The following is a 23,597-nucleotide window of genomic DNA, read 5'->3' as shown; positions in this document are numbered from 1 at the left end:
AGGGAAGGAAGCAGCACATGAAGGACTGGTGGATCTACCAGGGCGAGGGCACCCCGGGCGACCGGCTGGCCCGGCTGGCCGGCAAGCAGCCGCCCTGGCGCGACTTCGACGGCACGCCGGACCCGCAGTACCGGGCGCCCGGTCCCTCCGGACACGCCTGGGAGCGCACCACCCGGCGCGGCACCGGCTACGTCGCCGACGAGACCGAGATCGACGCCGTCAACACCGCCCTCCTCCTGAGCCGCCCGCTGCTCGTCACCGGCAAGCCGGGCGTCGGCAAGTCCACCCTCGCCTACAGCATCGCCACCGACCTGGGCCTCGGCCCGGTCCTGCACTGGCCGGTCACCAGCCGCAGCACCCTGCGCGACGGGCTCTACCGCTACGACGCGATCAGCCGCCTGCACGACGCCAACCTCCAGCAACTGCACGGTGGTCCACCGGTCACTTCGGCACCCGACCGCTCGATCGCCCCCTACCTGCGGCTCGGCCCGCTGGGCACCGCGCTGATCCCGCAGGACCGCCCCCGCGTCCTGCTCGTGGACGAGATCGACAAGAGCGACATCGACCTGCCCGGCGACCTGCTCACCGTCTTCGAGGACGGCGGCTTCGAGATTCCGGAGCTCGCCCGGATCGCCGCCCGCGAACCGCGCGTGCGGATCGGCACCGACGACACCCCGGGCACCGATGACACCCCCGGCACCCGCGAGGCCGCGGCCGGCCACGAGGCCCCGGAAGTTCCGGAGGCCCAGGACGCCACCGTCGCCGTCGACCGGGGCCGCGTCCAGTGCCGGGCCTTCCCGATCGTCGTCCTCACCAGCAACAACGAGCGCGACTTCCCGCCGCCCTTCCTCCGCCGCTGCATCCGCCTGCACGTCCAGCCGCCCGGCCCGGCCCGGCTCGAACAGATCGTCAGACAGCGGCTCCGCCTCCCCGCCGACCTCGACGACCGGCGCCGCGACCTCGTCCTCGGACTGATCCACGCCTTCGACGAGCGGCGGGCCGAGGGCGACCTCGCCACCGACCAGCTCCTCAACGCCGTCCAGCTCCGGCTCAGCGGCGCCTGGTCGGACGACACCGAACGCGAGGCCTTCCTGCACACCGTCCTGCAGAAGCTCACCGGACCGGCCTCGCCGTGACGGACCGGTTGCTGCGCGCCCTTGCCGAGGCCGACGCCGCCTCCGCGGCCGGCCTCGGCGCGGAGGAGCTGGCGGACATCCTCTGGCTGGCCGGCTGCCTCGGCGGAGCCCCCCGCGAGCGGCCGCAGCAGCCCGAGCACCCGGCCGCCCCCGAGGCCGACCCGCCCCCAGGCCCCGACGCAGCCGACGACCCGGACCCGGACCCCGCCCCCGGCTCCACCGGCGGCAGGCTCGAACAGCACTACGCCACCGCCGACCTGGCCGCCCCCGGCAGCACCGAGCCGGCCCCGGACGCCCGCCGCGGCGACCTCGTCCGGGTCGCCCGCGCCGCCGCCCTCGCCGACCCGCTCGCCGTCATGCGTGCCCTGCGCCCGCTCGGTCGCCGCACCCTGGCCCACAGCCGCAGTGAGACCGAGCTGGACGAGGAGGCCACCGTCAGCGCGGGCGTCGAGCAGCGGCTGCTGGTGCCCGTCCTGCGCCCCACCCCCGGCCGCTGGCTCGACCTCGCCCTGGTCATCGACACCCACCGCTCGATGGCCCTCTGGCACGACCTGGTCGCCGAGCTGCGCAGGGTGATCGCCCAGACCGGTGTCTTCCGGGACGTCCGCACCTGGTACCTCGGCGGCACCGAAGCGGGTGGACTCCCCGGCCTCGCGGCCCGCCCCGGCGGGGCGCCCCGCCGGCCGCAGGAGATCGCCGACCCCTCCGGCCGCCGCCTGGTCCTGGTGGTCACCGACACCGTCGGCGGAGGCTGGGGCGGGCCGGCCCTGGACGCGGTGCTGCGCGGGTGGGGCCGGCACGGCTCGGTCGCCGTGCTCAACGTGCTGCCCGAACGCCTCTGGTCCCGCGGCGCCGTCCGTCCCACCCCGCTCTGGCTGCGCGCCACCGGTCCGGCCGCCCCCAACGCCCGCTGGGAGGCCGCCGCCACCCGCCCGCGCGGGCGCTCCCACCGGCGGCTGCGGGCCGACGCCGGCGACCTGGCGGACCCGGTCGGCCGGCCACTGCCGGTACCGGTGGTGGATCCGAGCCCGTCCTCACTGGCCGCCCTCGCCGCCCTGGTCTCCGGCGGCGGCCGCCGCAGCCGGCTCAGCTGCCTGCTGGCCGGCGGACCCGGGCCGGCGGCGGGCGCGGACTCGGCCGTCCCGCCCGCCGCAGAGGCCGCCGGTGCCGCCGCGGCGCCGCTCACGGCCGAACCGGCGCTCAAGCAGTTCCGCGAGACCGCCTCCCCGCTGGCGCAGGAGCTGGCCGGCCACCTGTCCGCCGTGCCGCTCGTCCTCCCCGTGATGACCCTCGTCCGCCGGGCGATGCTCCCGGACGCCGACCACGGCCACCTGGCGGAGGTCCTGCTCGGCGGCCTGCTCGCCCCCTGGGAGGCCCCGGCGCCCGGCACCGACCCGGACGGCTTCGAGTTCGACTTCCTCCCCGGCGTCCGGGACGCCCTGCTCGGTGCCCAGCGCCGTGAGGACGTCGCCGAGATCCGCCGGACCGTCCGCCACCAGGTCGCCGCCTACCTGCGGTCCCGCCGCACCGCCGCCGACTTCCTGGCGGGCCACGTCGCCGACGGCACGCACGCCCGCGCGGTCGCGCCGGGAGCGCTGCCGTTCGCCGAGTCGCAGGGCGGTGCCGGGTCCGCGGGCGGTTTCGAGGCGCAGAACGCCCACGAGCAGCCTGGTGGCAGCGGGCAGACGGACTGGACGGTGATGTCCGTCGCCGAGGCGCTGGAGCGGCCCGAGCTGCTCGGCGTCCGGCCCGCCGAGCAGAGGCCGGGCCTGCCCGCCCTCACCCCCTATGTCCGGCGCGAGGTGGACGTGGCCGGCCAGTCGCTAGCCGAGCTGGCCGTGGACGGCGAGACCGCGGCCGGGCTCTTCTTCGGTGGCCCGGCGGTCGGCAAGACCCGGGCCTGCTTCGAGGTGCTCCGCGGGCTGCCCCCCGACTGGACGGTCCTGCGGGCGAAGAGCCTGCTAGGAGATGGGCACCGGGCCCAGGAGGTGGGCCCGCGCACGGTCGTCTGGCTGGACCGGGCCGATGACGTGCTGACCTCCCCCGGGGAGGAGGACGGTCTCCCCGCGGTACGGGCCGAGTTGCTGGCCGAGCGGCTCGGCCGGGGCGGGCGCCCGGTCCTTCTCCTGGGTACGCTCCGCTCCGGCTCCCTGATCGGTCCCGTCATCAGGAGGGCCCTGGAAAGGCGAACATCGGAGCACGTGCTCATCATTGAGGTGCCCGAGCGGTTCACCCCGCAGGAGGCCGAGCAGGCCGTACACGGCGACGTCAGACTCGCCGAGGCCGCCCGGGTCGTGAGCGACTACCGAATCGTCCAACTGCTCCTCGTTGCGGCAGGGTTGCGGGAGCGGCTGGACGGGGCACCGGAGGAAGTGCAGGCCGTGCTGGCCACGGCGGCGGACGCGCTGGCACTGGGGCACGGTCCGGCCCTGAGCGGCGCCCTGCTGGAGGCGGCGGCGCCCGGATACCTGACGCCGGAACAGCGCCTCCGGATGCGGCAGGGGTGGTTCGCCCCCGCGATGGCCTATGCGACGGAACGGGGAGAAGGCGGTGTCGGACTGTTCGCCCAGTGGGCTCGGGGGGTGTCGGAGGACGCGACCGGAACGGTGTTCTACACCTTGCATCCGCTCGTCGTGCCCTGGCTGCACGGCCTCAGGCCGGGGGCCGAGCTGCCGCACCAGCTCCGGCGGGGCCTGCTCGACCACGGTGACCGTGGCGATCTGCGACGCATGGCCCAGGGCGCCGGTGACCGGGGATGGCGAAGGTTGGCGGAGGAGTTCGAGGCCCTGGCGGACAGCTACTTGCCGACCGGGCCGCCGGGGAGGAATGCGGAACCGGACCTCCGGCCGTACTTCTGCCTCAGTCACTCCGGTGCCGACGCCATCTGGGTAAGCAGACTCTTCCAGGATCTCAGCGAGGCGATCCTGGAGATCACCGACGTCCCCCGGGGAGTGCCGGTCGGCTTCATAAACGGGGGACAGGTCTCGACCGAGCAGGCCGCACTGGCGTTGGCGTCCTGCCGGGTCTTCGTCCCCCTGTACGCCCGGCGGTACTTCCAGAGCCAACGGTGCGGCCGCGAGTGGGAGGCCTTCACCCGACGGCCGGTTGCCCCACGGAGTCCGGGCGCGGGGTTCAGCACGGGCATCGTGCCGGTGAAGTGGATCCCGATGGAGCGCTACCGCCCGCCCGAGGCGGCCACCCGGCTCCAGGCCGACACCGCAGACTTCGGCCCGGACTACGACACCGAGGGCCTGCTGACGCTGATGAAGCTCAGCTACCACCAGCCCGCCTACGAGCTGGCCGTGCACAGGCTGGCCAGGCGGATCGTGGCGGTGGCACAGGAGACGGACATTCCGGTCGGGCAGCCACTGGACCTCGACGCCCTGCCGAGCGCGTTCGAGCAGCAGTCGACCCGGGACGCCCAACCCGACAAGTCCGGGCAGCCCGAACCGGCGAGGGAACTGCGGGTGCTGGTGTACGCCTACCGGCGGGACGAACTGCCGGCCGGCCGCAGTCCCGACAGCTACGGCCAGGCCAGTACTGACTGGAACCCCTACCCGGGCGAGCTGGGCGGGCCGCTGGCGGAGCATGCGGCCGAGCTCGCCCGCCGGCAGGGGTTCCAGGCCACGGTGCACGACTTCGACACGGAGTCCGAACGGATCCTCCTGCGCCAGGCGTGGCCCGCCCCGACCCTGCTCCTGCTGGACCGTTGGGTGCTGCTGGACACACGTCGGAAGGGACGGCTGATTCAGGTGGGCACGCGCAACTCCGGGTGGATGAGCGTCCTGGAACCGTGGAGCAGCAGCGACCAGGCGGAAGCCCGCTTGCTCGGCGAGCGCGGCATGACTACTGCGGCGCTGCTGTACGGCCAGTTGTGGGCCCAGCAAAAGCACTCTGTATCGGCGCCCGCGCCCCTCGCCGACCTGGCGGCGTTCGAGGACGCCCTGCCCGACGCCGTGCGGAGGGCCGCCCGCGTGTTCGACGAGCAGATGGGCCGGGCGCGCAGGACCTTCCGGGACGAGTAGCCGCCCCCTCCGGCGGCGCCGCACCCGCGACGGCACGACGGGCACGGGCCCGGCGCAACCGCCGCCGGCAGCGGGGCCGTCAGCGACGGGTGCTGCCGGGCGCGGCCGAGGCGACACCGGTCGTGCGGACCGTCTCGAAGAGCTGCTGCACGAGCTGCACGGTCTCCTCGGCCGGCCGGTTCATACAGCCGATCAGCTCGACCGTGGCCACCGTCTCGGCCACGAGGACGATCCGATGGCCCACCAGCTCGCGCGTACCGCCGCGCAGGCCGCACGTCTTGTCGATGTCGGTTTCGACCTCGGCCATCCCGGCCGACGGCTTCCCGGACGGGTTCAGGTTGTCGACCAACGTGATGGTGACCAGCGCACCGCCCTCGGCGATCCGGCCGAGCGGTCCGCAGTCGGCCTGCTGGGGCGGGCAGGACGCCTTGGTGCCGAGCGGTTCACTCGCCGCGTACCCGGTGGAGGCGAGTGGTTTGGTGGACGGGATGACCGTGCTCGACCAGCCGGCCGGCACGTCGACGATCACCCCGCCGATGTCCGGGAACCACAGCGGCCGCGTGCCGGGGGGCAAGGACGTGCTCGGCGAGGCACTCGGCACGACGCTGGGGGAGCCCGCGGCCGGGGTCGGTGCGCTCGCGGCCGGGGCTCCGGGCAGCGGCGGTACGGCGGTCGCGGGCTGCAGGGCGGTGGCGGGCCGGCCGGGTGCGAGGGCGGGGGCCGCGGCCAGGGCGGCGGCGACCAGACCGGTGGTCAGCCCGGCCGCCAGCGCGGCGGTCCGCCGCCGCCGACGGGTCCGGTCGGCGCGCTCGCGGATCCGGTCCATCCGGTCGGCGGGCGCCGGGAGGTGCGGTGCGGCGCGTTGGAGGAGGACGCGCAGCTCGTGCTCCGCCTCGGAGTCGACCGGGCGTTCGCCCAGGCCGTGGCCGGACACGTCACCGCGGCCGCCGGTGTCAGACCAGCTCACGGCGTGCCCCCTCCAGCAGCAGCTCCCGGGCGGGCAGCTTGCCGCGCAGTGCCAGCAGCGCCCGGTGCGTCTGGCTCTTGACCGTGCCCGTGCTGCAGCCCAGGGCCTCCGCCGTCTCCTCGACGCTGAGGTCCTCGAAGTAGCGCAGCACCACGACCGCCCGTTGACGCGGCGGCAGCGCCCGGACGGCGGCGGCCACCACCTGGCCGAGTACCACGTCCTCGAACGGGTCCGCGTCCGTCGGCGGTTCCGGCAGCTCGCCGTGCGGCAGCTCCCCGTGCCAGCGGCGCCGCCACCAGGAGACGTGCGCGTTCACCAGCACACGCCGGACGTACGCCTCCGGGTGCTCGATGGAGATCTTCTCCCACTTCGGCCAGACCTTGGCGAGCGCCGTCTGCAAGAGGTCCTCCGCCAGGTGCGGGTCGCCGGTCAGCAGCCACGCGACGCGCAGCAGACGCGGGCTGCGGGCGGCGACGAACTCCTCGAAGTCCGGTGTCGCGTCCCTCATCATCCTGCCCCCGCCATGGTGTTCCCATCGGTGTTCCTGTCGTTCCCGCCGCGTCCGTCGGACGGTCCGGCCGTTGCGGCCGCGTCCTCGGTGTCGTCCGTGTTCGTCTCACGGCAGCTGAACGCGGTGGGAGCCGGTACGGGTTGCCTGGTGACGGCGGTTTTCTCGGGACATTCTCCGGGGTGCCACCAGGGGCCGACGGGGGAGCCCCCAGGGGAGCCGGCCGGAAGTGGCCCGGGCGCGGTGCGGACAGCGGATCGGGGCACGGATCGCGGCACGACCGGGGCTGCGCCCGCAGGCGTTGGACGGCCCGCGAGCCGGCCGGAACTCGGCCGGGCGGCGGGCGGGCCGTGGCACCACGATGCGCCCGTGGGCACCCACGGTCCAGGGGCGCGCGGCAGGCGCCCGAGCGCACCGGACCGGCGCACCGGCCGTACGCCCAACGCCCGCTGCCTCACAGGACGCGGCGCCCAACGCGCGCTGCCCCACAGGACGCGGCACCCACGGCCCGCGCAGGCGGCCGGCGTCCGGTCAGAGCGTCCCGGAACCGCGTGGCGCGGCGGTCGGCCCGCGGCCCGCCAGGCCGTTCCCGGTGGTGGAGGCGGTGGGAGGGGTGACCGTCCAGTCCGGGTGGCCCGGCATGGGCGGGGTGCGCTCGCCGTACAACCAGTCGGTGAGGAGACCGGTGACGTCCTGCCCGGAGACCTCCGAGGCGGTGCGGATGTAGTCCGCGGTGGTGGCCGTGCCGTACCGGTACCGCTGGAGGAAGGCCCGTTCGATCCGGTCGAAGGCGCCCGCCCCGACCCGCTCGCGCAGCGCGAACAGCACCAGGGCGCCGCCCGTGTACCGCTGGCTGTCGAAGAGGGCCGCCGCCGTCGGCGCGGCCACCGGCCCGGAGTCGTGCCGCCACTGGTCGCCCATGGCGTAGACGTCGCGCATCCGGTCGGTGAGGGTGGTGAAGCCCGCCGAGTCGGGCCAGCCGCGGTCGTAGCGGTACATCAGGCCGTAGAGGTCGGCATGCCCCTCGTTCAGCCAGAGGTCGGCCCAGGTGCGCGGCGAGACGCTGTTCCCGAACCACGAGTGCACCAGCTCGTGCATCATGTGCGAGCCGATCTGCGGTTCCGGCTGGAGCAGGAAGCCCGGCTTGTAGAGCGTCAGGGTCTGCGTCTCCAGGCCGGTGAATTCGAAGGCGTCCGGGTCGTCGGTGTTGACGGGCAGCAGCCCGTACGTCTCGAACGGGAACGGGCCGAGGTGCTGCTCGGCCCACCTCAGCTGACCGGGGGTGAGCGCGAGCGCGGGCTCCAGGGCGGCGGCGCGGGCGGCGGGGACGACGTCGCGCAGCGGGAGCCCGCCGGGGCCGGTCCGCTCGCGCACGGTGTAGTCGCCGACGGAGACCTGCACCAACTCCGTCGCCATCGGCTCGCGCGACTCGTACCGCCGCCTGGTGAGCCCGCGTTCCGGGTGGTCGGTCGCGGTGAGGCGGCCGTTCGCCACGCCGAGCAGGCCGTCCGGCGCGGTGACGTCGATGGTGAACCGGGCCTTGTCGCCCGGGTGGTCGTTGCACGGGAACACGGTGTGCGCGTGGTCGGGCTGGCCGGCCACCGCGAAGCCGTCGGGCGTCGACACCCACCCGCTGTGCGGCGGCCTCGCCCGCGGAGTGGCCGAGTACGTGACCTCGATCCGCAGCACGGCACCCCGGCGTACCGCCCGCGCCGGGACGACCGTCAGCTTCTCGTCGTGCGCCCGGTACCGCGCCGGCCGCCCGTCGACCCGGACGCCGTGGACGTCCAGGCCGGCGGCGTCCAGCTCCAGCCCCGGCAGCGCGGTGAGCGCACGGGCGGTCAGCGCGGCGGTGGCGTCGACACTCCGGCTCTCCGGCCGATTGCCGTCCGGCCGGTAGCGGAAGCCGAGGTCGTAGGCGAGCACGTCGTAGCCCGCGTTGCCGAGTGCGGGGAAGACCGGGTCGCCGACGCCGCCCGCGCCCGTGGCGTCGTCAGGAGTGCGGGGCGGAGTGCCGGACGGCGTGGCAGCTGCGGGCACGGCGGCCCCGAGGAGCAGCGCGCCGAGGGCGGCCGCGACGGCAAGGCCGGGACGGGGCCCGAACAGGGTGAGCACCGCTTTCACGTCGTCCTCCGAGTGGTTCTTCGCGTGGTCCTTCGCACGGGCCTTCGCGCGGTCTCCTGCGGGGCCCGTGCTGCTGTTTCCCCCGTCTCCCCGGGCCGGTCGGGTCCGCGCGGCTCAGCGCCGGCCCCTCTGTGAGCATGTGTGTACGGATCGTAGCCGAGGGGTCCGACAGCCCGGGCGGCCCGCGCGACACGCGGCATCCCCCGGACGGACGCGTGTGGTGGCCGGGCGGGCGCGGAGTGTCATAACGTTCGAAGTGCTCCGCCCCCTGACGGACGGGGCCACGGCCGTCGGAGAACCTGGCCAGGTCCGGCGGCCGTCCTTTGTGCCCGCGCCCTGCCCGGCACCCGGAAGCCCGGGCGGGGCGCGGGCAGGCGGGTCGGTCGGGCGGCACGGGTGCCGGACGGCCGCCTCGGCCGTCGCCCTCAGCGGTCACTCCCAGCCGTTACTCCCAGCCGTTATTTCCAGCCGTCGCCCTCGGCGTTACCCCCCCAGCGGTTGACGTCAGCCGTCGCCCTGGGCCTCGACGAGAACCTCACCGGCCGCGGTCCGGTAGTAGAGGACCGAGCGTCCGGCCCGGCGCCGTTGGACCAGGCGGGCGTCGAGCAGCACCTTCAGGTGGCGGCCGACCGATCCCAGCCCCTGCCCGGTCAGGGCCACCAGCTGCGTCGTGCTCTTCGGCCGGTCGAGGAGCACGAGGACGGTCGCCCGCGCGGGCCCGAGCAGTGCGCGCAGGGCTTCGGGGGCGGGTGCCCGGCCGGTGTCCGCCAGGACGCCCGAACACGGGTAGACCACGGCGTACCGGCCGGACTCCCAGCAGAGCCAGCTCTGCCGGGGAGTGACGGGAACGAACATCAGCTGCGCCCCGGCGGTCTTCTGCGGGGGGTGGTCGTGGGCGGTGATCTGCAGGCGGCTCTGCCCGAGCCAGCGCATTCCGGCACGCATGCCGTCCAGCGCTCCGGCCCAGCCGTCCTGGCCGAGCCGGGCCGTCCGCGCGACGACGTCCGCCTCGATGATGCGCCGCCGCCTCGGCCAGTCGGGTGCCACCGTCCGTGTCCAGACCCACTCCAGGAGGCCGGCGGCGAGCTCCGGGAGGTCGGGCCGGTCCAGCCGGGTGGGGAGAGGTCCGTCCAGTGCCTCCTCCAGGTCGGTGCGGGCGGTCCCGGGCGGGGTCCGCCGTATCCGCAGCAGCTCCTCCTCGAAGGTCCGCTCGCCCGCGCCCGTCGGTGTGGGCGTGAGGAAGGTCGCGTTCCAGGCGGGCCTCAGGGCGGCGTGGAGGAGCAGCGACGTGACCGGGTCCTCGGCCTTCCGCTCCCGGTAGGCCGGCAGGTGGGCGTCCAGCCAGACGCGCTCGCCCGGGTGGGCGGCGGTGCCCCGTTCCAGGAGCTTCAGGCCCGCGACGGCCTCGGCCAGGGGCGAGACGACGAACCGGCTCTCCGCCAGCGTGTCGGCGTTCACCTGCCACCAGCCCATGTTTCGCCTCCCCGCGAAACAGTAACGGCTCGCCGCCGGCGCCCCGAGACTCCGGTCATGCGCACCTACCGGGACCTCTTCCGCACCCAGGAGTTCACTCCGCTCTCTCTGGCCTCCGCCGCACAGGCGGCGGCCCAGACGGTGAGCGGGCTCGCCCTGGGTACGCTGGTCTTCACCGCGACGGGCTCGCCCCTGCTCTCCGCCCTCGCGATGTTCGGCCCCTCCCTCGCCCAGGTGGTCGGGGCGACGACGCTGCTGGCGGCGGCCGACCGGCTGCCACCGCGCACCGCGCTGGCCGGACTCTCCCTGCTGTTCACCCTCGGCACCGCCGTCCAGGCCGTTCCCGGCCTGCCCGTGCCGGCGGTCCTCGCCGTCGTCCTCGTCCTCGGCGCGGTCTCCGCGCTGGGCGGCGGAGTGCGGTACGGGCTGCTCAACGAACTCCTCGCCAAGGACGGGTACCTGCTGGGCCGCTCCGTGTTCAACATGTCCGCCGGAGCGGTGCAGATCGGTGGCTTCGCGCTCGGTGGCGCCCTGGTGACCGCACTGTCGCCGCGCGGGACCCTGCTCGCCGGCGCCGCGCTGCACCTCGTGGCGGCCGTGGTGGCCCGGTTCGGGCTCGGCCGCCGTCCGCCGCGGTCCGCCGGGCGGCCGTCGGTCCGGGAGACCTGGCGGAACAACGCCCTGTTGTGGTCGTCGAAGCCCCGCCGCCGGGTCTATCTCGCGCTCTGGGTGCCGAACGGCCTGATCGTCGGCTGCGAATCCCTGTACATCCCGTACGCGCCCCGGCACGCCGGATTCCTCTTCGCCTGCGGCGCCGCGGGCATGCTGGCGGGCGACCTCCTGGCCGGACGGTTCGTCCCGCGGCGGTTCCGTCAACGCCTCGCCGTCCCGCTCTGCCTCCTGCTGGCCGCCCCCTACCTGGTCTTCGCCGTCCACCCGCCGTTGCCGCTCGCAGCGGCGGCGGTCGTGCTCGCCACCGTCGGCTATTCGGCGGGCCTGCTGCTCCAGGAGCGCCTGATGGCCCTGACCCCGGACGCGCTCGGCGGACACGCCCTCGGACTGCACTCCTCGGGGATGCTGGCCGTGCAGGGCGCGGGCGCCGCCCTGGCGGGCGGCGTCGCCCAGTGCACCTCGCCGTCGGTGGGGATGGCCGTGACGGCGGCGGCCTCCCTGGGCGTCACCCTGCTACTGGCGCCCGGTCTTCGAGCCGACGGAGGACCGTCCGCGGCCGGTGCGCCGGGTGACGCGCCCTTCCCGGTGGGCGCCCGTGGGAAGGGGCTGGAGACCGGTGGGCCCGCGTGTTGAGGCGTCAGGTGTGCGCGGCGGGCGCGGGTTCGGGCGGTGGTCGCAGGCGGTGCGCGGTGGTCGGGTCTGCCGGTTCAACGCGCGGCGGCGTGCTCCGGGGCGTTGACGTCCTTTCCGTACCAGACCTGGGCGTACGGGCCGCTGCTGTAGGCCGGTATCTCGCGGTAGCCGTGGCGGGCGTAGAGCGCGCGCGCCTCGACCAGGTCGAGCCGGGTGTCGAGGACGATCCGCTCGGCGCCGAGGGAGCGGGCCGCCTCGTCGACGGCGGCCAGCAGGCGGCCGCCGCCGCCGGTGCCGCGCGCGGCGTGCCGGACGAACACCCTGGTCAGCTCGACGGTGCGGTCGTCGAGGATCCGCAGCCCCGCGCAGGACTGCGCCTCGCCGCCGTACCGGCCGAGCAGGAAGACGCCGGTCGGCCCGGCGAGGTCGTCGCTCGGTGAGTCGGCCAGGCCGGTCTCGATCTCCTCGTCGGTCCCGTCCCGCCCCAGGTGCAGCCGGTAGTACCGGTTGGCGACGTCGATGTAGTACTCGCGCAGCAACACCTGCGCCTCCGCGGAGCCGACATCGGCCCGGGAGACGGTCCAGGAATCGGTCGTGCGCTGCGTGCCGGCTGTCATGCGCGCATTATCGGCGCCCGGACGCCGTCGTCACCAGTGATTTTCGACCACCGGGCTCGCGGCGCCCGCGCCACCCCGTCGATGGCGAGGGGCCGGGGAGGTGGGCCGGGCGGGTGACGGGGGGATTGACGGCCGGGTGTGTCGGGGGAGCAGTGCTCCATGGACACACCATCAGATCATCGTATTAATGGGGGCCTGAGGGGAGGACAGTGGAGCGGCCGCCGGGCCGGGAGCGGTCTCGTGGCGGTGATGTGCCTGGCCGCGGCGGTCGCCGGCTGCGCCGTGCCGGGCGGGACGGGCGGCCCGTCCTCGGGAGCCGGCGTCAGCGCCGCGCGGGCCGGTGCGGACGGCCGGCCGGAGAAGGGGCAGGGCGGTCCGTCCTCGGGGGCCGGTGCGGCCGCGGACCGGGGCGTGCCCAGGCCGCCGGCCGCGCCGCTGGCCCTGCCGGGGCTGGCCCGCGCCGAGGAGGAGAGCAGTGGCGAGGCGGTGGCCCGGCGGGAGGCGGCTGTGCGCGCCGGGCTGGAGACCGCGCACCGGTGGGGGCTGGAGCAGCTGCCGCCGCGGGCGCCGCAGCCGCCCCTGGTGAAGCCGGAACTGAAGCCGGTGCAGGGGGTGAAGCTCCAGGAGGGGCTGCCCCCGGTGGTGTACCGCGTTCCGACCGACCGGAAGATCGTCTTCCTGACCGTCGACGACGGGGCCGAGAAGGACCCGGACTTCTCCCGGATGGCGGACGAGCTCGGGGTTCCGCTCAGCACCTTCGTCGCCGACTACCTGGCCCGCTCGGACTACGGCTACTTCCGGGGGCTCGCCGCCCAGGGCGACGCGGTGAACAACCACACCATCAACCACCGCAACCTGAAGGTGCTGGACTACGCCACGCAGCGCGACGAGGTCTGCCGCCAGCAGGACCAGCTGGAGCAGCAGATCGGCGTCCGCCCCCGGCTGTTCCGGCCCCCGTACGGCGAGTACAACGACGACACCCTGCGGGCCGCCGCCACCTGCGGGATCGAGGCCGTGCCGCTCTGGAACGAGGAGGCGTTCCCCGACCACGTCGAGTACCGGTACGAGGACCAGCGGCTGCACCCCGGCGACATCATCCTCACCCACTTCCGGGGCACCGACCTGTGGAACGGCACGATGCCCGACCTGCTCCGCAAGGTCGTGAACGAGGTCACCGCACAGGGGTTCACCCTCGCCCGCCTGGACGACTACCTGTAGCGGCGGCCGCCGCCGGGGACGGCCGCCACCGGGACCGGGCGGCCGTCAGTCCAGGGTGAGCGCGTCGAGGTACACCCAGGCGCCCTCGTGGCGGACGAACCGGCTGTGCTCGGTCAGGACGCCCTCCTCCCGGCCCTCGGTGTAGTGGGCGCGGAAGGCGACCGTGCCCTCGGCGTGGAACCGCCCGCCGTCCGTGGCGGAGAGCACCTCCAGGCGGACCCAGCGCAGCCCGGGGTCGAAATCGACCGTGGCGGGCCGGGTGTCGGGGTGCCAGGTGCGCAGCAGGTAGGCCTCGTCGTGGGCGGCGAAGGCGCTGAAGCGCGAGCGCATCAGCGCCTCGGCGGTCGGCGCCGCGGCCTGGCCGCGGTGGTAGCGGCCGCAGCAGTCGCCGTAGGAGGCGGACAGGCCGCACGGGCAGGGCGAGGAGGGCAGCAGCCGGGGTGCGGGGGCGGCGGCGCGGGGCGCGGGTCGGCGTCGGGACATGGCGTCCATTCTGGCCCCTCGGGGGAGTGCCGCGCTCCGGGTCGGGGCAGTGCGGTCTCCGGGTCCTGGTGCGCACCCGCGCCCTGCCGGTGGGTCGCGGGGGTCCGGGGGGCACGGCTTCCGGTGCCGGCCGGCACCACTGTGGTGGCGGGAGTGGCAACGGTGCAGGCGGAGGCAGTGGCAGGGGCGGCGCGCCGACGACGAGGCAGGGTAAAGGGAATGCCAAGAGATCGCGGCGGGCGGGGCGCAGGGGGTGCGCGCCGGGAGTGGTCCGTGGCTGGAATGAAGGTAGCGCCAATGCGTTCGGATGTCACCAGTGCTGACAGTCCGTGAAAGATGGCCGACGAACCGTCACCCAGGCGTACCGCTCAGCGCAGAGAAAGAGGTGATCTTTCCGGCATATCGAACGAGTGTGGGAAATGTGCTGGCCATTCGAAGATCCTTACCCCACCATCTCCGAGGGCACACCGCCCATTTCTCGCCGACCACAAGTCGGCGCAGGGCCATCCCTCAGGAGAGTTGATGAGTTCGACGGGACTTCCTCCGTTCGACCCGATCGCATCGCCGGCCGATCTGCTAGGCGCCCAGGTCAGACGGACGCCCGAGGCCGTCGCCGTGATCGACGGCGAGCGGAGCCTGACCTACCGGGAACTGGACTCCGCGGTCGACGCGTTGGCCTGCCGGCTGGCCGGCGCCGGGGTGCGCGCCGAGACGCTGGTGGGGGTCTGCCTCCCGCGATCGGCGGACCTCGTGGTCACCCTGCTGGCGGTACTGCGCGCAGGCGGCGCGTACGTGCCGCTGGACCCGGCGTACCCGCAGGACCGGCTGGAGCTGGTGATCGGCGACGCGCAGGCGCCCGTCGTGGTCACCGACCGGGCGCACGAGCACCTGCTGGCCGGTGCCGGCGCCACCCTGCTGTACACCGACGGCGACAGCCCCACCGCACCGCTCGCCCCGGCCGCCCACACGGCCGACGCGCTCGCCTACGTGCTCTACACCTCCGGCTCCACCGGTCGCCCCAAGGGCGTCGCGGTGACCTGCGGCGGCGTCAACGCCATGCTCCGCTGGGCCGCCGGGACCTACAGCGCCGCCGACGTGGCCGGCGTGCTGTTCGGCACCTCGGTCTGCTTCGACATCTCGGTGTACGAGCTGTTCTTCCCGCTCGCCGTCGGCGGCGCGGTCGTGGTGGCCGAGAACGTCCTTGCGCTGCCCGAGCTGCCCGCCCGTGACGCCGTGACCCTGGTCAACACCGTGCCCAGTGCGATGGCCGCACTGCTGCGCGGTGCCGGCCTGCCCGGCGGAGGGGGTCTGCCGGGCGGCGTACGCGTGGTCAACCTCGCGGGCGAGGCGCTCCCGCGCCACCTGGCCGACCAGGTCTACGCCCAGCCGCAGGTCGAGCGCCTGTACAACCTGTACGGGCCCACCGAGGACACCGTCTACTCCACCTGGTCGCTGGTCGGCCGCGACGAGCGCGGCGAACCCGTGATCGGCCGCCCGCTGACCGGCACCACCGGCCACGTCCTCGACGAGCGGCGGACCGCCGTGCCGGACGGCGGCATCGGCGAGCTCTACCTCGCCGGCGAGGGCCTGGCCCGCGGCTACCACGGCCGCCCGGACCTCACCGCGGAGCGGTTCGTCACCGTCGGCGGCGAGCGCTGCTACCGCACCGGGGACCTCGTCCGCCGCCTGCCGGACGGGAACCTGGAGTACCACGGCCGAATCGACCACCAGGTGAAGGTGCGCGGGTTCCGGGTCGAGCTGGGCGAGATCGAGGCGGTGCTCGCCGCCCACCCCGCCGTCGAGGCCGCCGCCGCCGTCGTCCAGCAGGACGAGGCCGGCGACTACCTGGCCGCCTTCGTCCAGCCCGCGCCCGGCGCCGCCGAGCCGACCGCCGCCGAACTGCGCGCCCACTGCGCCGCCGCGCTGCCCGGCTACATGGTGCCGCTGGCCGTCGGCGTCCTGGCCCGGCTGCCGCTCACGCCCAACGGCAAGACCGACCGCAAGGCGCTGCCGCCGGTCGCCCGCAGCCGGGGAGGCGGGGAGCTGTTCGTCGCGCCGCGCACCCCCGTCGAGACCCGGATCGCCGAGCTGTGGCGCGGCCTGCTCGGCGTCCCCGAGGTCGGCGTCCACGACGTCTTCCTCGACCTCGGCGGTCACTCGCTGCTGGCCGCCGGCCTGCTCGCCCGGATCGAGCGGGAGTACGGCACCCGCGTCCCGCTGGCCGAGTTCTTCGCCGCGCCGACCGTCGCCGCGCTCGCCGTCCGGGTGGCCAACGGCGGCGGCGGTCGCCCCTCGGTCGCCCCGCCCGTCCGCGAGGCCGCACTGCCCGCCCGCGCCACCGCCTTCCAGCGCGAACTCTGGCTGCACGAGTCCGTCCAGCCCGGCAGTGCGCTCTACAACGTGCCGCTGCGGATCCGGGCCGTCGGCGCGCTGGACCTCGCCGCGCTCGGCCGGGCGCTGACCGAGGTGGTCCGCCGCCACGAGGTGCTGCGCACCGCGCTGGGCGGCCAGGACGGCGACGTGGTCGCGGAGGTCCGCCCGCCCTACCCGGTCGAGGTCCCGTTGCTGGACCTCACCGGCGCGGGGGAGGAGGAGCTGGACGCGGCGCTGCGCACCGAGGCCGCCCGGCCGCTCGACCTCGCCCGGGGCCGGCTGCTGCGCGCCCTCGCCCTGCGCAGCGGCGACGGCCGGCACGAGCTGCTGTTCACCGTCCACCACGCCGCCATGGACGGCTGGGCGGCCGGCCTGTTCCTCGCCGAGCTGGGCCGCGCCCTGCAGGACGGCGAGCTCGCCGAGCCCGTGCTCCAGGTGTCCGACGTCGCCCGCTGGGAGGAGCGCGCCGAAGAGGCAGGCCGGGAGGACGCGCTGCGCTGGGGCGAGGGGCTGCTCGGGCTGGACGCCGACCAGCACCTGCCCGGCGACCGCCCGCACCCGAACCCGCACGACACCGCGGGCCGCCGCACCGCCCGCCGGATCGACGCCGGACTGGTCCGCTCGGCCGAGCGCTGGGCCGCACAGGAGGGCGCCAGCCTCTACATGGCCGTGCTGGCCGCGCTCGGCGGCGTGCTGCACCGCTACACCGGCCGCACCGACCTCGCCGTGCTCAGCCCGTTCGCCGTCCGGCCCGTCCCGGAGCTGGAGCAGGTCCTCGGCTCGCTGATCAACACCGTCGCGCTGCGCTTCGACGCGGCCGGCACCGACACCTTCCGCCAACTGGTCGCCCGGGTGCGCCCGGTGGTGCTGGACGCCGCCGAGCACAGCGGCTACCCGTTCCTGGAGCACGCCCGCCGGGCCGTCGGATCGGCCGGGCTGACCGCCTCGCCGATCTCCCAGGTGCTGCTCGCGGTCCAGAACCACCCGGTGGCCGGCATCGAACTCCCCGGCCTCAGCATGCAGTTCGTCTCCGAGGTGTGCAACGGCAGGGCCAAGACCGACCTTTCGCTGTTCCTGGAGTTCCCGGCCGAGGGGCCGCTGCTCTCCGCCGAGTACCGCACCTCGCGCTACGACGAGCGGTCGGTGCAGGCCGCGCTCGGCCACCTGGTCGCGCTGCTCGCCGCCGCCGTCGCCGAACCCGACCGTCCGATCGGCGAGTTGGCGATGCTCTCGGCCGCCGATCTGGCCGCCGGCGCACCGGCCGACCGGACCGGGGAACCGGTGCCCGATGCCCGGCTCCACGAACTGGTCGCCGCCCAGGCCGCCCGCACCCCGGAGGCGGTCGCCGTCTCCGCCGCCGACGGCGTCCTCGACTACGCCGGACTCGACGCCACCGCGGGCCGCCTGGCGCACCTGCTGGCCGGGCGCGGGGCCGGCCCCGGCACGCTGGTCGCGGTCGCCGTCCGGCGCGGCCGGCTGCTGCCCGCCGCCCTGCTCGGCGTGCTCCGCAGCGGCGCCGCCTACCTGCCGCTCGACGTCGACCAGCCGCTCGCCCGCAACCGCGCGGTGCTGGAGGACGCCGGCGTCACCCTGCTGGTCGCCGAACAGGCCACCGCGGGAGACGAGTTGCTCGACGGCCGCGCCGTCGTCCTGATCGACGGGCCGGAGGCCGCCACGGCCCCGCAGGCCCCGGCCGTCGCCGTCGGCCCGGAGGACCGCGCCTACCTGCTCTACACCTCCGGCTCCACCGGCACCCCCAAGGGCGTCGCCGTACCGCACCGGGCGATCGTCAACTTCCTCACCTCGATGGGCCGCGAACCCGGCCTCACCGAGCAGGACGTGATGGCCGCGGTCACCACCGTCACCTTCGACATCGCCGGGCTCGAACTCTGGCTGCCGCTGGTCACCGGTGCCCGGGTGGAGATCGCCGACCGCGCCACCGCCACCGACGGCCACGCCCTGGCCGGCTGGCTGGAGCGGCGCGGCATCACCCACCTCCAGGCCACCCCCGCCACCTGGCGGATGCTGCTGGAGGCCGACTGGCCCGGCCGCCCCGGCCTGACCGCCCTCTGCGGCGGCGAGGCGCTCACCGCCGACCTCGCCGAGGCCCTGATCAAGCGCACCGGCGCGCTCTGGAACCTCTACGGGCCGACCGAGACCACCGTCTGGTCCACCGCCCAGCAGGTGACCCCCGAACTCGCCGCCCACGGCGGAGTGGTGGCACTCGGCGCACCCATCGCCAACACCCGGCTGCACCTGCTCGACGCCGCCGGCCGGCCCGTACCGGTCAACGGCATCGGCGAGCTCTGCATCGCCGGCGCCGGCGTCGCGCTCGGCTACCACGGCCGCCCCGACCTGACCGCCGAACGGTTCGTCCCCGAGCCCGGCGGCCCCGAGGGCGAGCTGATGTACCGCACCGGCGACCTCGCCTGCCGCCGCGCCGACGGCCGGCTGGAGTACCACGGCCGCACCGACGCCCAGGTCAAGCTGCGCGGGTTCCGGATCGAGCTGGGCGAGATCGAGGCCGCGCTCACCGGCGTCCCCGGCGTCACCGCGGGCGCCGCCCGCCTCGCCGGCACCCCGGCCGGGCCCGTCCTGGCCGGATACGCCGTCACCGACGGCACGCTCACCGAGGACGCGCTGCGCAGCGCGCTCGCCGGCAGGCTGCCCGACTACATGGTGCCCGCCGCGCTCGTCCTGCTCGACGCGCTGCCGCTGACGCCCGCCGGCAAGGTCGACCGGGCCGCACTGCCCGCGCCGCGGCTCGGCGGCGCCGGCCGGCCGCCCGAGGGCGACTGCGAGGAACTGCTCGCCGACCTCTGGCAGGAGGTCCTCGGCCTGGAGCAGGTCTCCCGGGACGACGACTTCTTCGCGCTCGGCGGCCACTCCCTGCTCGCCACCCGCCTGACCGCCCGGATCCGCGACACCTTCGACACCGACCTGCCGCTGCGCACCGTCTTCGAGGCCCGCACCCTGGCCGCGATGGCGCGCCGGATCGAGGACCAGCTCCTCGAAGAACTCGACGACACGGACGAGTTCGACGAGTTCGACGAGTTCGACGAGTCCGACCAGACCGACCGGATCGACGCCGGGCCCGACGGCAAGGACGCCGCCGCCCGGACGGGGGAGAACGCATGACCGACCAGCCCACCACCGGGCCCCGGCCCGACCAGGACGACAGACGCCAGGAACTGCTCCGCCGACGGCTCGCCAAGGCCAAGGCCGCGAAGGCGGCCAGGGACGCGGCAGCCGGGGCCGGAGCGGACGCCGGAGCCCCGGGGGCGCACGGCATCACGCCCCGCCCCGAGGGCACCCCGGCGCCGCTCTCCTCCGCCCAGCGACGGATGTGGTTCCTCACCCAGTACGAGCCCGACAGCGCCGCCTACCACATCCCGCTCGCCCTGCACCTCGACGGCGAGCCCGACCCCGCCGTGCTCGGCGCCGCGCTCACCGACGTGCTCGACCGGCACGAAGTCCTGCGCACCGTCTACCGGGCCGACGGAGGGGACGTCAGACCCGAGACCCGCGACGCCGCCTCCTTCACCCTCGCCACCGCCGACGTCCCCGCCGACCGCGTGGACGCCGTCCTGGAGGCCGAGGCCCGGCGGCCGTTCGACCTCGCCGCCGACCTGCCGCTGCGCGCCACCCTGCTGCGCACCGGCGGGGGCGCCAGCGTGCTCGGCCTGGTGCTGCACCACATCGCCGCCGACGGCTGGTCGATCGGCGTGCTCTTCGCCGACCTCGCCGCCGCCTACGCGGCCCGGTCCGCAGGCCGTGCACCCGCCTTCGCACCGCTGCCCGTCCAGTACGCCGACGTCGCGCACTGGCAGCAGACCGCACTGGCCGAGGAACTGACCCGGCAGGAGACCTGGTGGCAGGAGCGGCTGCGCGGGGCCACCGCCACCGTCACCGTGCCCACCGACCGGCCCCGGCCCGCCCTGGCCGGCACCCGCGGCGAGAAGATCACCGTCGGCCTCGGCGCCGAACGCAGCCACCGGATCCGGGCGCTCGCCGAGCAGACCGGCACCACCACGTACATGGTGCTGCTGGCCGGCCTGCAGACCGTGCTCTCCCGGTACACCGGCGCCGAGGACGTGGTGGTCGGCACGCCCGTCGCCGGGCGCACCCGCAGCGAGACCGAACCGCTGGTCGGCTGCTTCGTCAACACCCTGGCGATGCGCACCGACCTCTCCGGCGACCCGACCGTGCGGCAGCTGCTGGAGCGCGTCCGCGAGGGCACGCTCGGCGCCTTCGGCCACCAGGACCTGCCGTTCGAGCGGCTGATCGACGCCCTCGGCCTGGAGCGGGAACTCGCGCACACGCCGCTCTTCCAGGTCATGCTCAACGTCCACAACCAGGCCGAGGCCGCCCTCGACCTGCCCGGCCTGAAGGCGGACTGGCAGCCCGTCGGCACCGACACCGCCAAGTTCGACCTCTCCGTCGCCGTGGTCGACCAGGGCGGGGACCTCACCGCCGACCTCGTCTGGCGCACCGAGCTGTACGACGAGCCGACCGTCCGCCGCGTCTTCGGCCACCTCACCACGGTGCTCGACGCGATGGCCGACGGCCCGGACCGCCCGCTGGCCGACCTGCCGCTGCTCACGCCCGCCGAGGAGCGCCTGCTCGCCGACTGGGACGACACCCTGCGCGGCTGGGACCTCGACGGCACGCTGCACGGCCTCGTCGAGGAGCAGGCCCGCCGCACACCGGACGCCCCGGCCGTCCGCGGGGCCGACGGCGTCCTGAGCTACGCCGAACTCGACCACCGGGCCAACGCGCTGGCCCACCGGCTGCGCGCGCTCGGGGTCGGCCCGGACACCCCGGTCGGCCTGCTGGTCGAGCGCTCGGCCGCGCTGGTCGTCGGCATGCTCGGCATCCTCAAGGCCGGCGGCGCCTACCTGCCGCTCGACCCGCTGTACCCGGACGAGCGGATCCGCGCCCTGCTGACCGCCTCCGGGGCGGCCGCCGTGGTCACCACCGAGGACCTGCGCGCCCGCACGGCCGCCACCCCGGACACCGCGCCGGTCGTCGTCCTGGACGGCACGGCCGCCGCCGACGCCCCCGAGGTGGACGTCCGCCCCGGCCACCTCTGCTACCTGATCTTCACCTCGGGCTCCACCGGCGCCCCCAAGGGCGTCGCCGTCGAGCACCGCAACTACCGCAACTACCTGCACGGCCTGCGCGAGCGGATCGGCGGCGACCAGCAGGGCTGGAACTGGGCGCTGGTCTCCACCTTCGCCGCCGACCTCGGCACCACCAACGTGTTCGGCGCCCTCACCGCCGGCGGCTGCCTGCACCTGCTCACCCGTGAGCAGGCCACCGACCCGGACGCCTTCGCCGCCTACACGGCCGAGCACCGGATCGACGCCATGAAGCTGGTCCCCAGCCACCTGGAGGGCCTCGCCGCGCACGGCGCGGGCCTCGGCGGGATCCTGCCCGGCCGGCTGCTGATCTGCGCCGGTGAGGCCCTGCGGCCGGACCTCGTCGCCCGGATCCGCGCGGCCCGCCCCGACCTGCTGCTGCACAACCACTACGGCCCGACCGAGACCACCGTCTCCATGCTCGGCGCGCCCGTGCCGGAGGACCTCGGGGACGCCGCCACCGCGCCGCTCGGCCGGCCGTTCGGCAACGTCGGCGCGCACGTCCTGGACGCCCGCCGGCGCCCGGTGCCGGTCGGCGTCCCGGGCGAGCTGTACGTCTCCGGCGGCGGCGTCGCCCGCGGCTACCTCGGCCGCGACGACCTCACCGCCGAGCGGTTCACCGTCGTAGGCGACCGGCGCAGCTACCGCACCGGCGACCTGGTCCGCCGCCGCCCGGACGGCGCGATCGAGTTCCTCGGCCGGGTCGACCACCAGGTCAAGATCCGCGGCTTCCGCGTCGAGATCGGCGAGGTGGAGGCCGAATTGACGAGCCGTCCGGAGATCCGCGAGGCCGTGGTGGTCGCCCGGGGCGAGGGCGCGGCCCGCACCCTGGCCGGCTACCTGGTGCCGGCCGACCCGGCCGCCGCCCCGGACCCGGGCGAGCTGCGGGCCGCGCTGCGCACCCGGCTGCCCGACTACATGGTGCCCGCCGCCCTGGTCGTGCTGGACGCCCTGCCGCTCAACGCCAACGGCAAGGTCGACCGGGCCGCCTTGCCCGAGCCGGAGGCCGCCCAACCGGTCTCGGGTGGCGGTGAGTTGACGACCGCAACCGAGCACGAGGTGGCCGCCGCCTACCGGCAGGTCCTGGTCGTGGACGAGATCGGCGCGGCGGACGACTTCTTCGCGCTCGGCGGCGACTCCTTCTCCGCCGTGCACGCCGTCCGGCTGATCGGCCGCGGGCTCTCGGTGATCGACCTCTTCCAGCACCCGACCGTCCGCGAGCTCGCCACCCTGCTCGACGCCCGGGCCGGCGGCACGGCGGACGAGGGCCCGCGCACCCTTTTGCACAAGCTCACCCGCGGCAACGCGCCCGCCGAGGTGAACGTGGTCTGCGTCCCCTACGGCGGCGGCAGCCCGATCACCTTCCAGCCGCTCGCCGACGCCCTGCCCCCCGGCCACCGGCTCTACGCCGTCGAACTGCCCGGCCACGACCCGAGCCGCCCCGACGACGAACTGGCCGAACTCGACGGCCTGGCAGACCGGTTGACCGAGCAGATCACCGAACGCATCGACGGCCCGGTGGTGCTCTACGGACACTGCCTCGGCGGTGCGCTCGCCACCGCACTCGGCGCCCGGCTGGAGGCGGCCGGCGTCGACCTGCGCGGCGTCGCCCTCGGTGGGACCTTCCCCGCGGCCCGGCTCCCCGGCCGGTTCGCCGAGTGGATGGCCAAGCGCCTGCCCGGCGACCGGATGCTCTCCAACCGCTCCTACCTCGACTACCTGCGGGCGATGGGCGGCTTCACCGACGTCTACGACCAGGAGGAACAGGACTTCCTGGTCCGGGCGCTGCGCCACGACGTCCGGCAGGCCGAGGAGTTCTACACCCGGGCGTACGGGGACGCCCGCCCGGCCCGGATATCGGCGCCGATCCTCTGCGTGGTCGGCGAGAAGGACCGTGCCACCCAGCTGTACGAGGAGCGCTACGCCGAGTGGGAGCACTTCGGCGAGACCGTCGACCTGGCGGTCATCCCGCGTGCCGGGCACTACTTCCTCAAGCACCAGGCGAACGAACTCGCCCGGGTGATAGCCGAGTTCACAGCCAGTGGAACGGTGGCCGAGGAGGTCGCGGCCAAGCGCCCGGCCGCCCGGGCCGACCTGGGCACCTTCGCGAAGGTGGCGATCGGGCAGTTCGTCTCGATGATCGGCACCAGTCTCTCCACCTTCGCGCTCGGCGTCTGGGTGTACCAGCAGACCGGCTCCGCCTTCGACTTCGCGATGATCTCGGTGG

General features: G+C 75.2%; 12 protein-coding genes. 6 read left to right on the top strand and 6 right to left on the bottom strand.

Going from position 1 to position 23,597, the window contains the following annotated elements; all coding sequences use genetic code 11:
- Nucleotides 1-17 precede the first annotated feature (17 nt).
- The gene (locus J5Y04_RS26985) at nt 18-1,136 is read left to right on the top strand and encodes a MoxR family ATPase (protein WP_209415000.1); all 1,119 of its coding nucleotides are present in this window, start codon (nt 18-20) and stop codon (nt 1,134-1,136) included.
- Nucleotides 1,133-5,161, top strand: a complete 4,029-nt coding sequence (locus tag J5Y04_RS43280) for a TIR-like protein FxsC (RefSeq protein ID WP_209414999.1) — start codon at nt 1,133-1,135, stop codon at nt 5,159-5,161. Before J5Y04_RS26985 ends, J5Y04_RS43280 begins: the two co-directional genes overlap by 4 nt.
- Before the next feature lie 79 nt (nt 5,162-5,240).
- On the opposite strand, the gene J5Y04_RS26975 is transcribed toward J5Y04_RS43280, so the two are convergent.
- The 4 genes from J5Y04_RS26975 to J5Y04_RS26960 all read right to left on the bottom strand — a co-directional run bounded on the left by J5Y04_RS26975 (nt 5,241) and on the right by J5Y04_RS26960 (nt 10,233).
- Nucleotides 5,241-6,128, bottom strand: a complete 888-nt coding sequence (locus J5Y04_RS26975) for a hypothetical protein (protein WP_209414998.1) — start codon at nt 6,126-6,128, stop codon at nt 5,241-5,243.
- The gene (locus J5Y04_RS26970) at nt 6,115-6,636 is read right to left on the bottom strand and encodes a SigE family RNA polymerase sigma factor (protein ID WP_209415110.1); all 522 of its coding nucleotides are present in this window, start codon (nt 6,634-6,636) and stop codon (nt 6,115-6,117) included. Before J5Y04_RS26970 ends, J5Y04_RS26975 begins: the two co-directional genes overlap by 14 nt.
- A 531-nt stretch (nt 6,637-7,167) precedes the next feature.
- Entirely contained in the window at nt 7,168-8,751 is a 1,584-nt protein-coding gene (locus J5Y04_RS26965; RefSeq protein WP_307853325.1) for a M1 family metallopeptidase, read from the bottom strand.
- Between the two features lie 513 nt (nt 8,752-9,264).
- The gene (locus tag J5Y04_RS26960; protein WP_209414997.1) at nt 9,265-10,233 is read right to left on the bottom strand and encodes a helix-turn-helix transcriptional regulator; all 969 of its coding nucleotides are present in this window, start codon (nt 10,231-10,233) and stop codon (nt 9,265-9,267) included.
- A gap of 57 nt (nt 10,234-10,290) precedes the next feature.
- Here J5Y04_RS26960 and J5Y04_RS26955 point away from each other — a divergent pair, with 57 nt between their 5' ends.
- On the top strand, nt 10,291-11,538 hold the full coding sequence (locus tag J5Y04_RS26955; RefSeq protein ID WP_245205506.1) for an MFS transporter: 1,248 nt from the start codon (nt 10,291-10,293) through the stop codon (nt 11,536-11,538).
- A 74-nt stretch (nt 11,539-11,612) separates the two neighbouring features.
- On the opposite strand, the gene J5Y04_RS26950 is transcribed toward J5Y04_RS26955, so the two are convergent.
- The gene (locus tag J5Y04_RS26950; protein ID WP_209414996.1) at nt 11,613-12,155 is read right to left on the bottom strand and encodes a GNAT family N-acetyltransferase; all 543 of its coding nucleotides are present in this window, start codon (nt 12,153-12,155) and stop codon (nt 11,613-11,615) included.
- 249 nt (nt 12,156-12,404) lie between these two features.
- Between J5Y04_RS26950 and J5Y04_RS26945 the strand changes: the two genes are divergently transcribed.
- Nucleotides 12,405-13,373, top strand: coding sequence for a polysaccharide deacetylase family protein (locus tag J5Y04_RS26945; protein ID WP_209415108.1), 969 nt, complete (start codon nt 12,405-12,407; stop codon nt 13,371-13,373).
- A 45-nt stretch (nt 13,374-13,418) separates the two neighbouring features.
- Here J5Y04_RS26945 and J5Y04_RS26940 read toward each other — a convergent pair whose 3' ends face one another.
- Nucleotides 13,419-13,856: a YchJ family protein gene (locus J5Y04_RS26940; RefSeq protein WP_209414995.1), complete on the bottom strand. Its 438-nt coding sequence runs from the start codon at nt 13,854-13,856 to the stop codon at nt 13,419-13,421.
- A gap of 522 nt (nt 13,857-14,378) precedes the next feature.
- On the opposite strand from J5Y04_RS26940, the gene J5Y04_RS26935 reads away from it, so the two are divergent.
- On the top strand, nt 14,379-19,367 hold the full coding sequence (locus tag J5Y04_RS26935) for a non-ribosomal peptide synthetase (RefSeq protein ID WP_209414994.1): 4,989 nt from the start codon (nt 14,379-14,381) through the stop codon (nt 19,365-19,367).
- Nucleotides 19,364-23,597: non-ribosomal peptide synthetase (locus tag J5Y04_RS26930; protein ID WP_209414993.1), on the top strand; the 4,234-nt coding region annotated here is incomplete at its 3' end. The genes J5Y04_RS26935 and J5Y04_RS26930, both read left to right, overlap by 4 nt.

The organism is Kitasatospora sp. RG8, from assembly GCF_017813315.1.
Taxonomy (GTDB): domain Bacteria; phylum Actinomycetota; class Actinomycetes; order Streptomycetales; family Streptomycetaceae; genus Kitasatospora.
This window is presented reverse-complemented; position numbering and strand designations above follow the sequence as displayed.

Bases quoted from the DNA above. Each gene is read 5' to 3' on its own strand.
- J5Y04_RS26985 (WP_209415000.1), top strand. From the start codon at position 18: ATGAAGGACTGGTGGATCTACCAGGGCGAGGGCACCCCGGGCGACCGG.
- J5Y04_RS26955 (WP_245205506.1), top strand. From the start codon at position 10,291: ATGCGCACCTACCGGGACCTCTTCCGCACCCAGGAGTTCACTCCGCTC.
- J5Y04_RS26935 (WP_209414994.1), top strand. From the start codon at position 14,379: ATGAGTTCGACGGGACTTCCTCCGTTCGACCCGATCGCATCGCCGGCC.
- J5Y04_RS26970 (WP_209415110.1), bottom strand. From the start codon at position 6,636: ATGAGGGACGCGACACCGGACTTCGAGGAGTTCGTCGCCGCCCGCAGC.
- J5Y04_RS26945 (WP_209415108.1), top strand. From the start codon at position 12,405: ATGTGCCTGGCCGCGGCGGTCGCCGGCTGCGCCGTGCCGGGCGGGACG.
- J5Y04_RS26940 (WP_209414995.1), bottom strand. From the start codon at position 13,856: ATGTCCCGACGCCGACCCGCGCCCCGCGCCGCCGCCCCCGCACCCCGG.
- J5Y04_RS26950 (WP_209414996.1), bottom strand. From the start codon at position 12,155: ATGACAGCCGGCACGCAGCGCACGACCGATTCCTGGACCGTCTCCCGG.
- J5Y04_RS26960 (WP_209414997.1), bottom strand. From the start codon at position 10,233: ATGGGCTGGTGGCAGGTGAACGCCGACACGCTGGCGGAGAGCCGGTTC.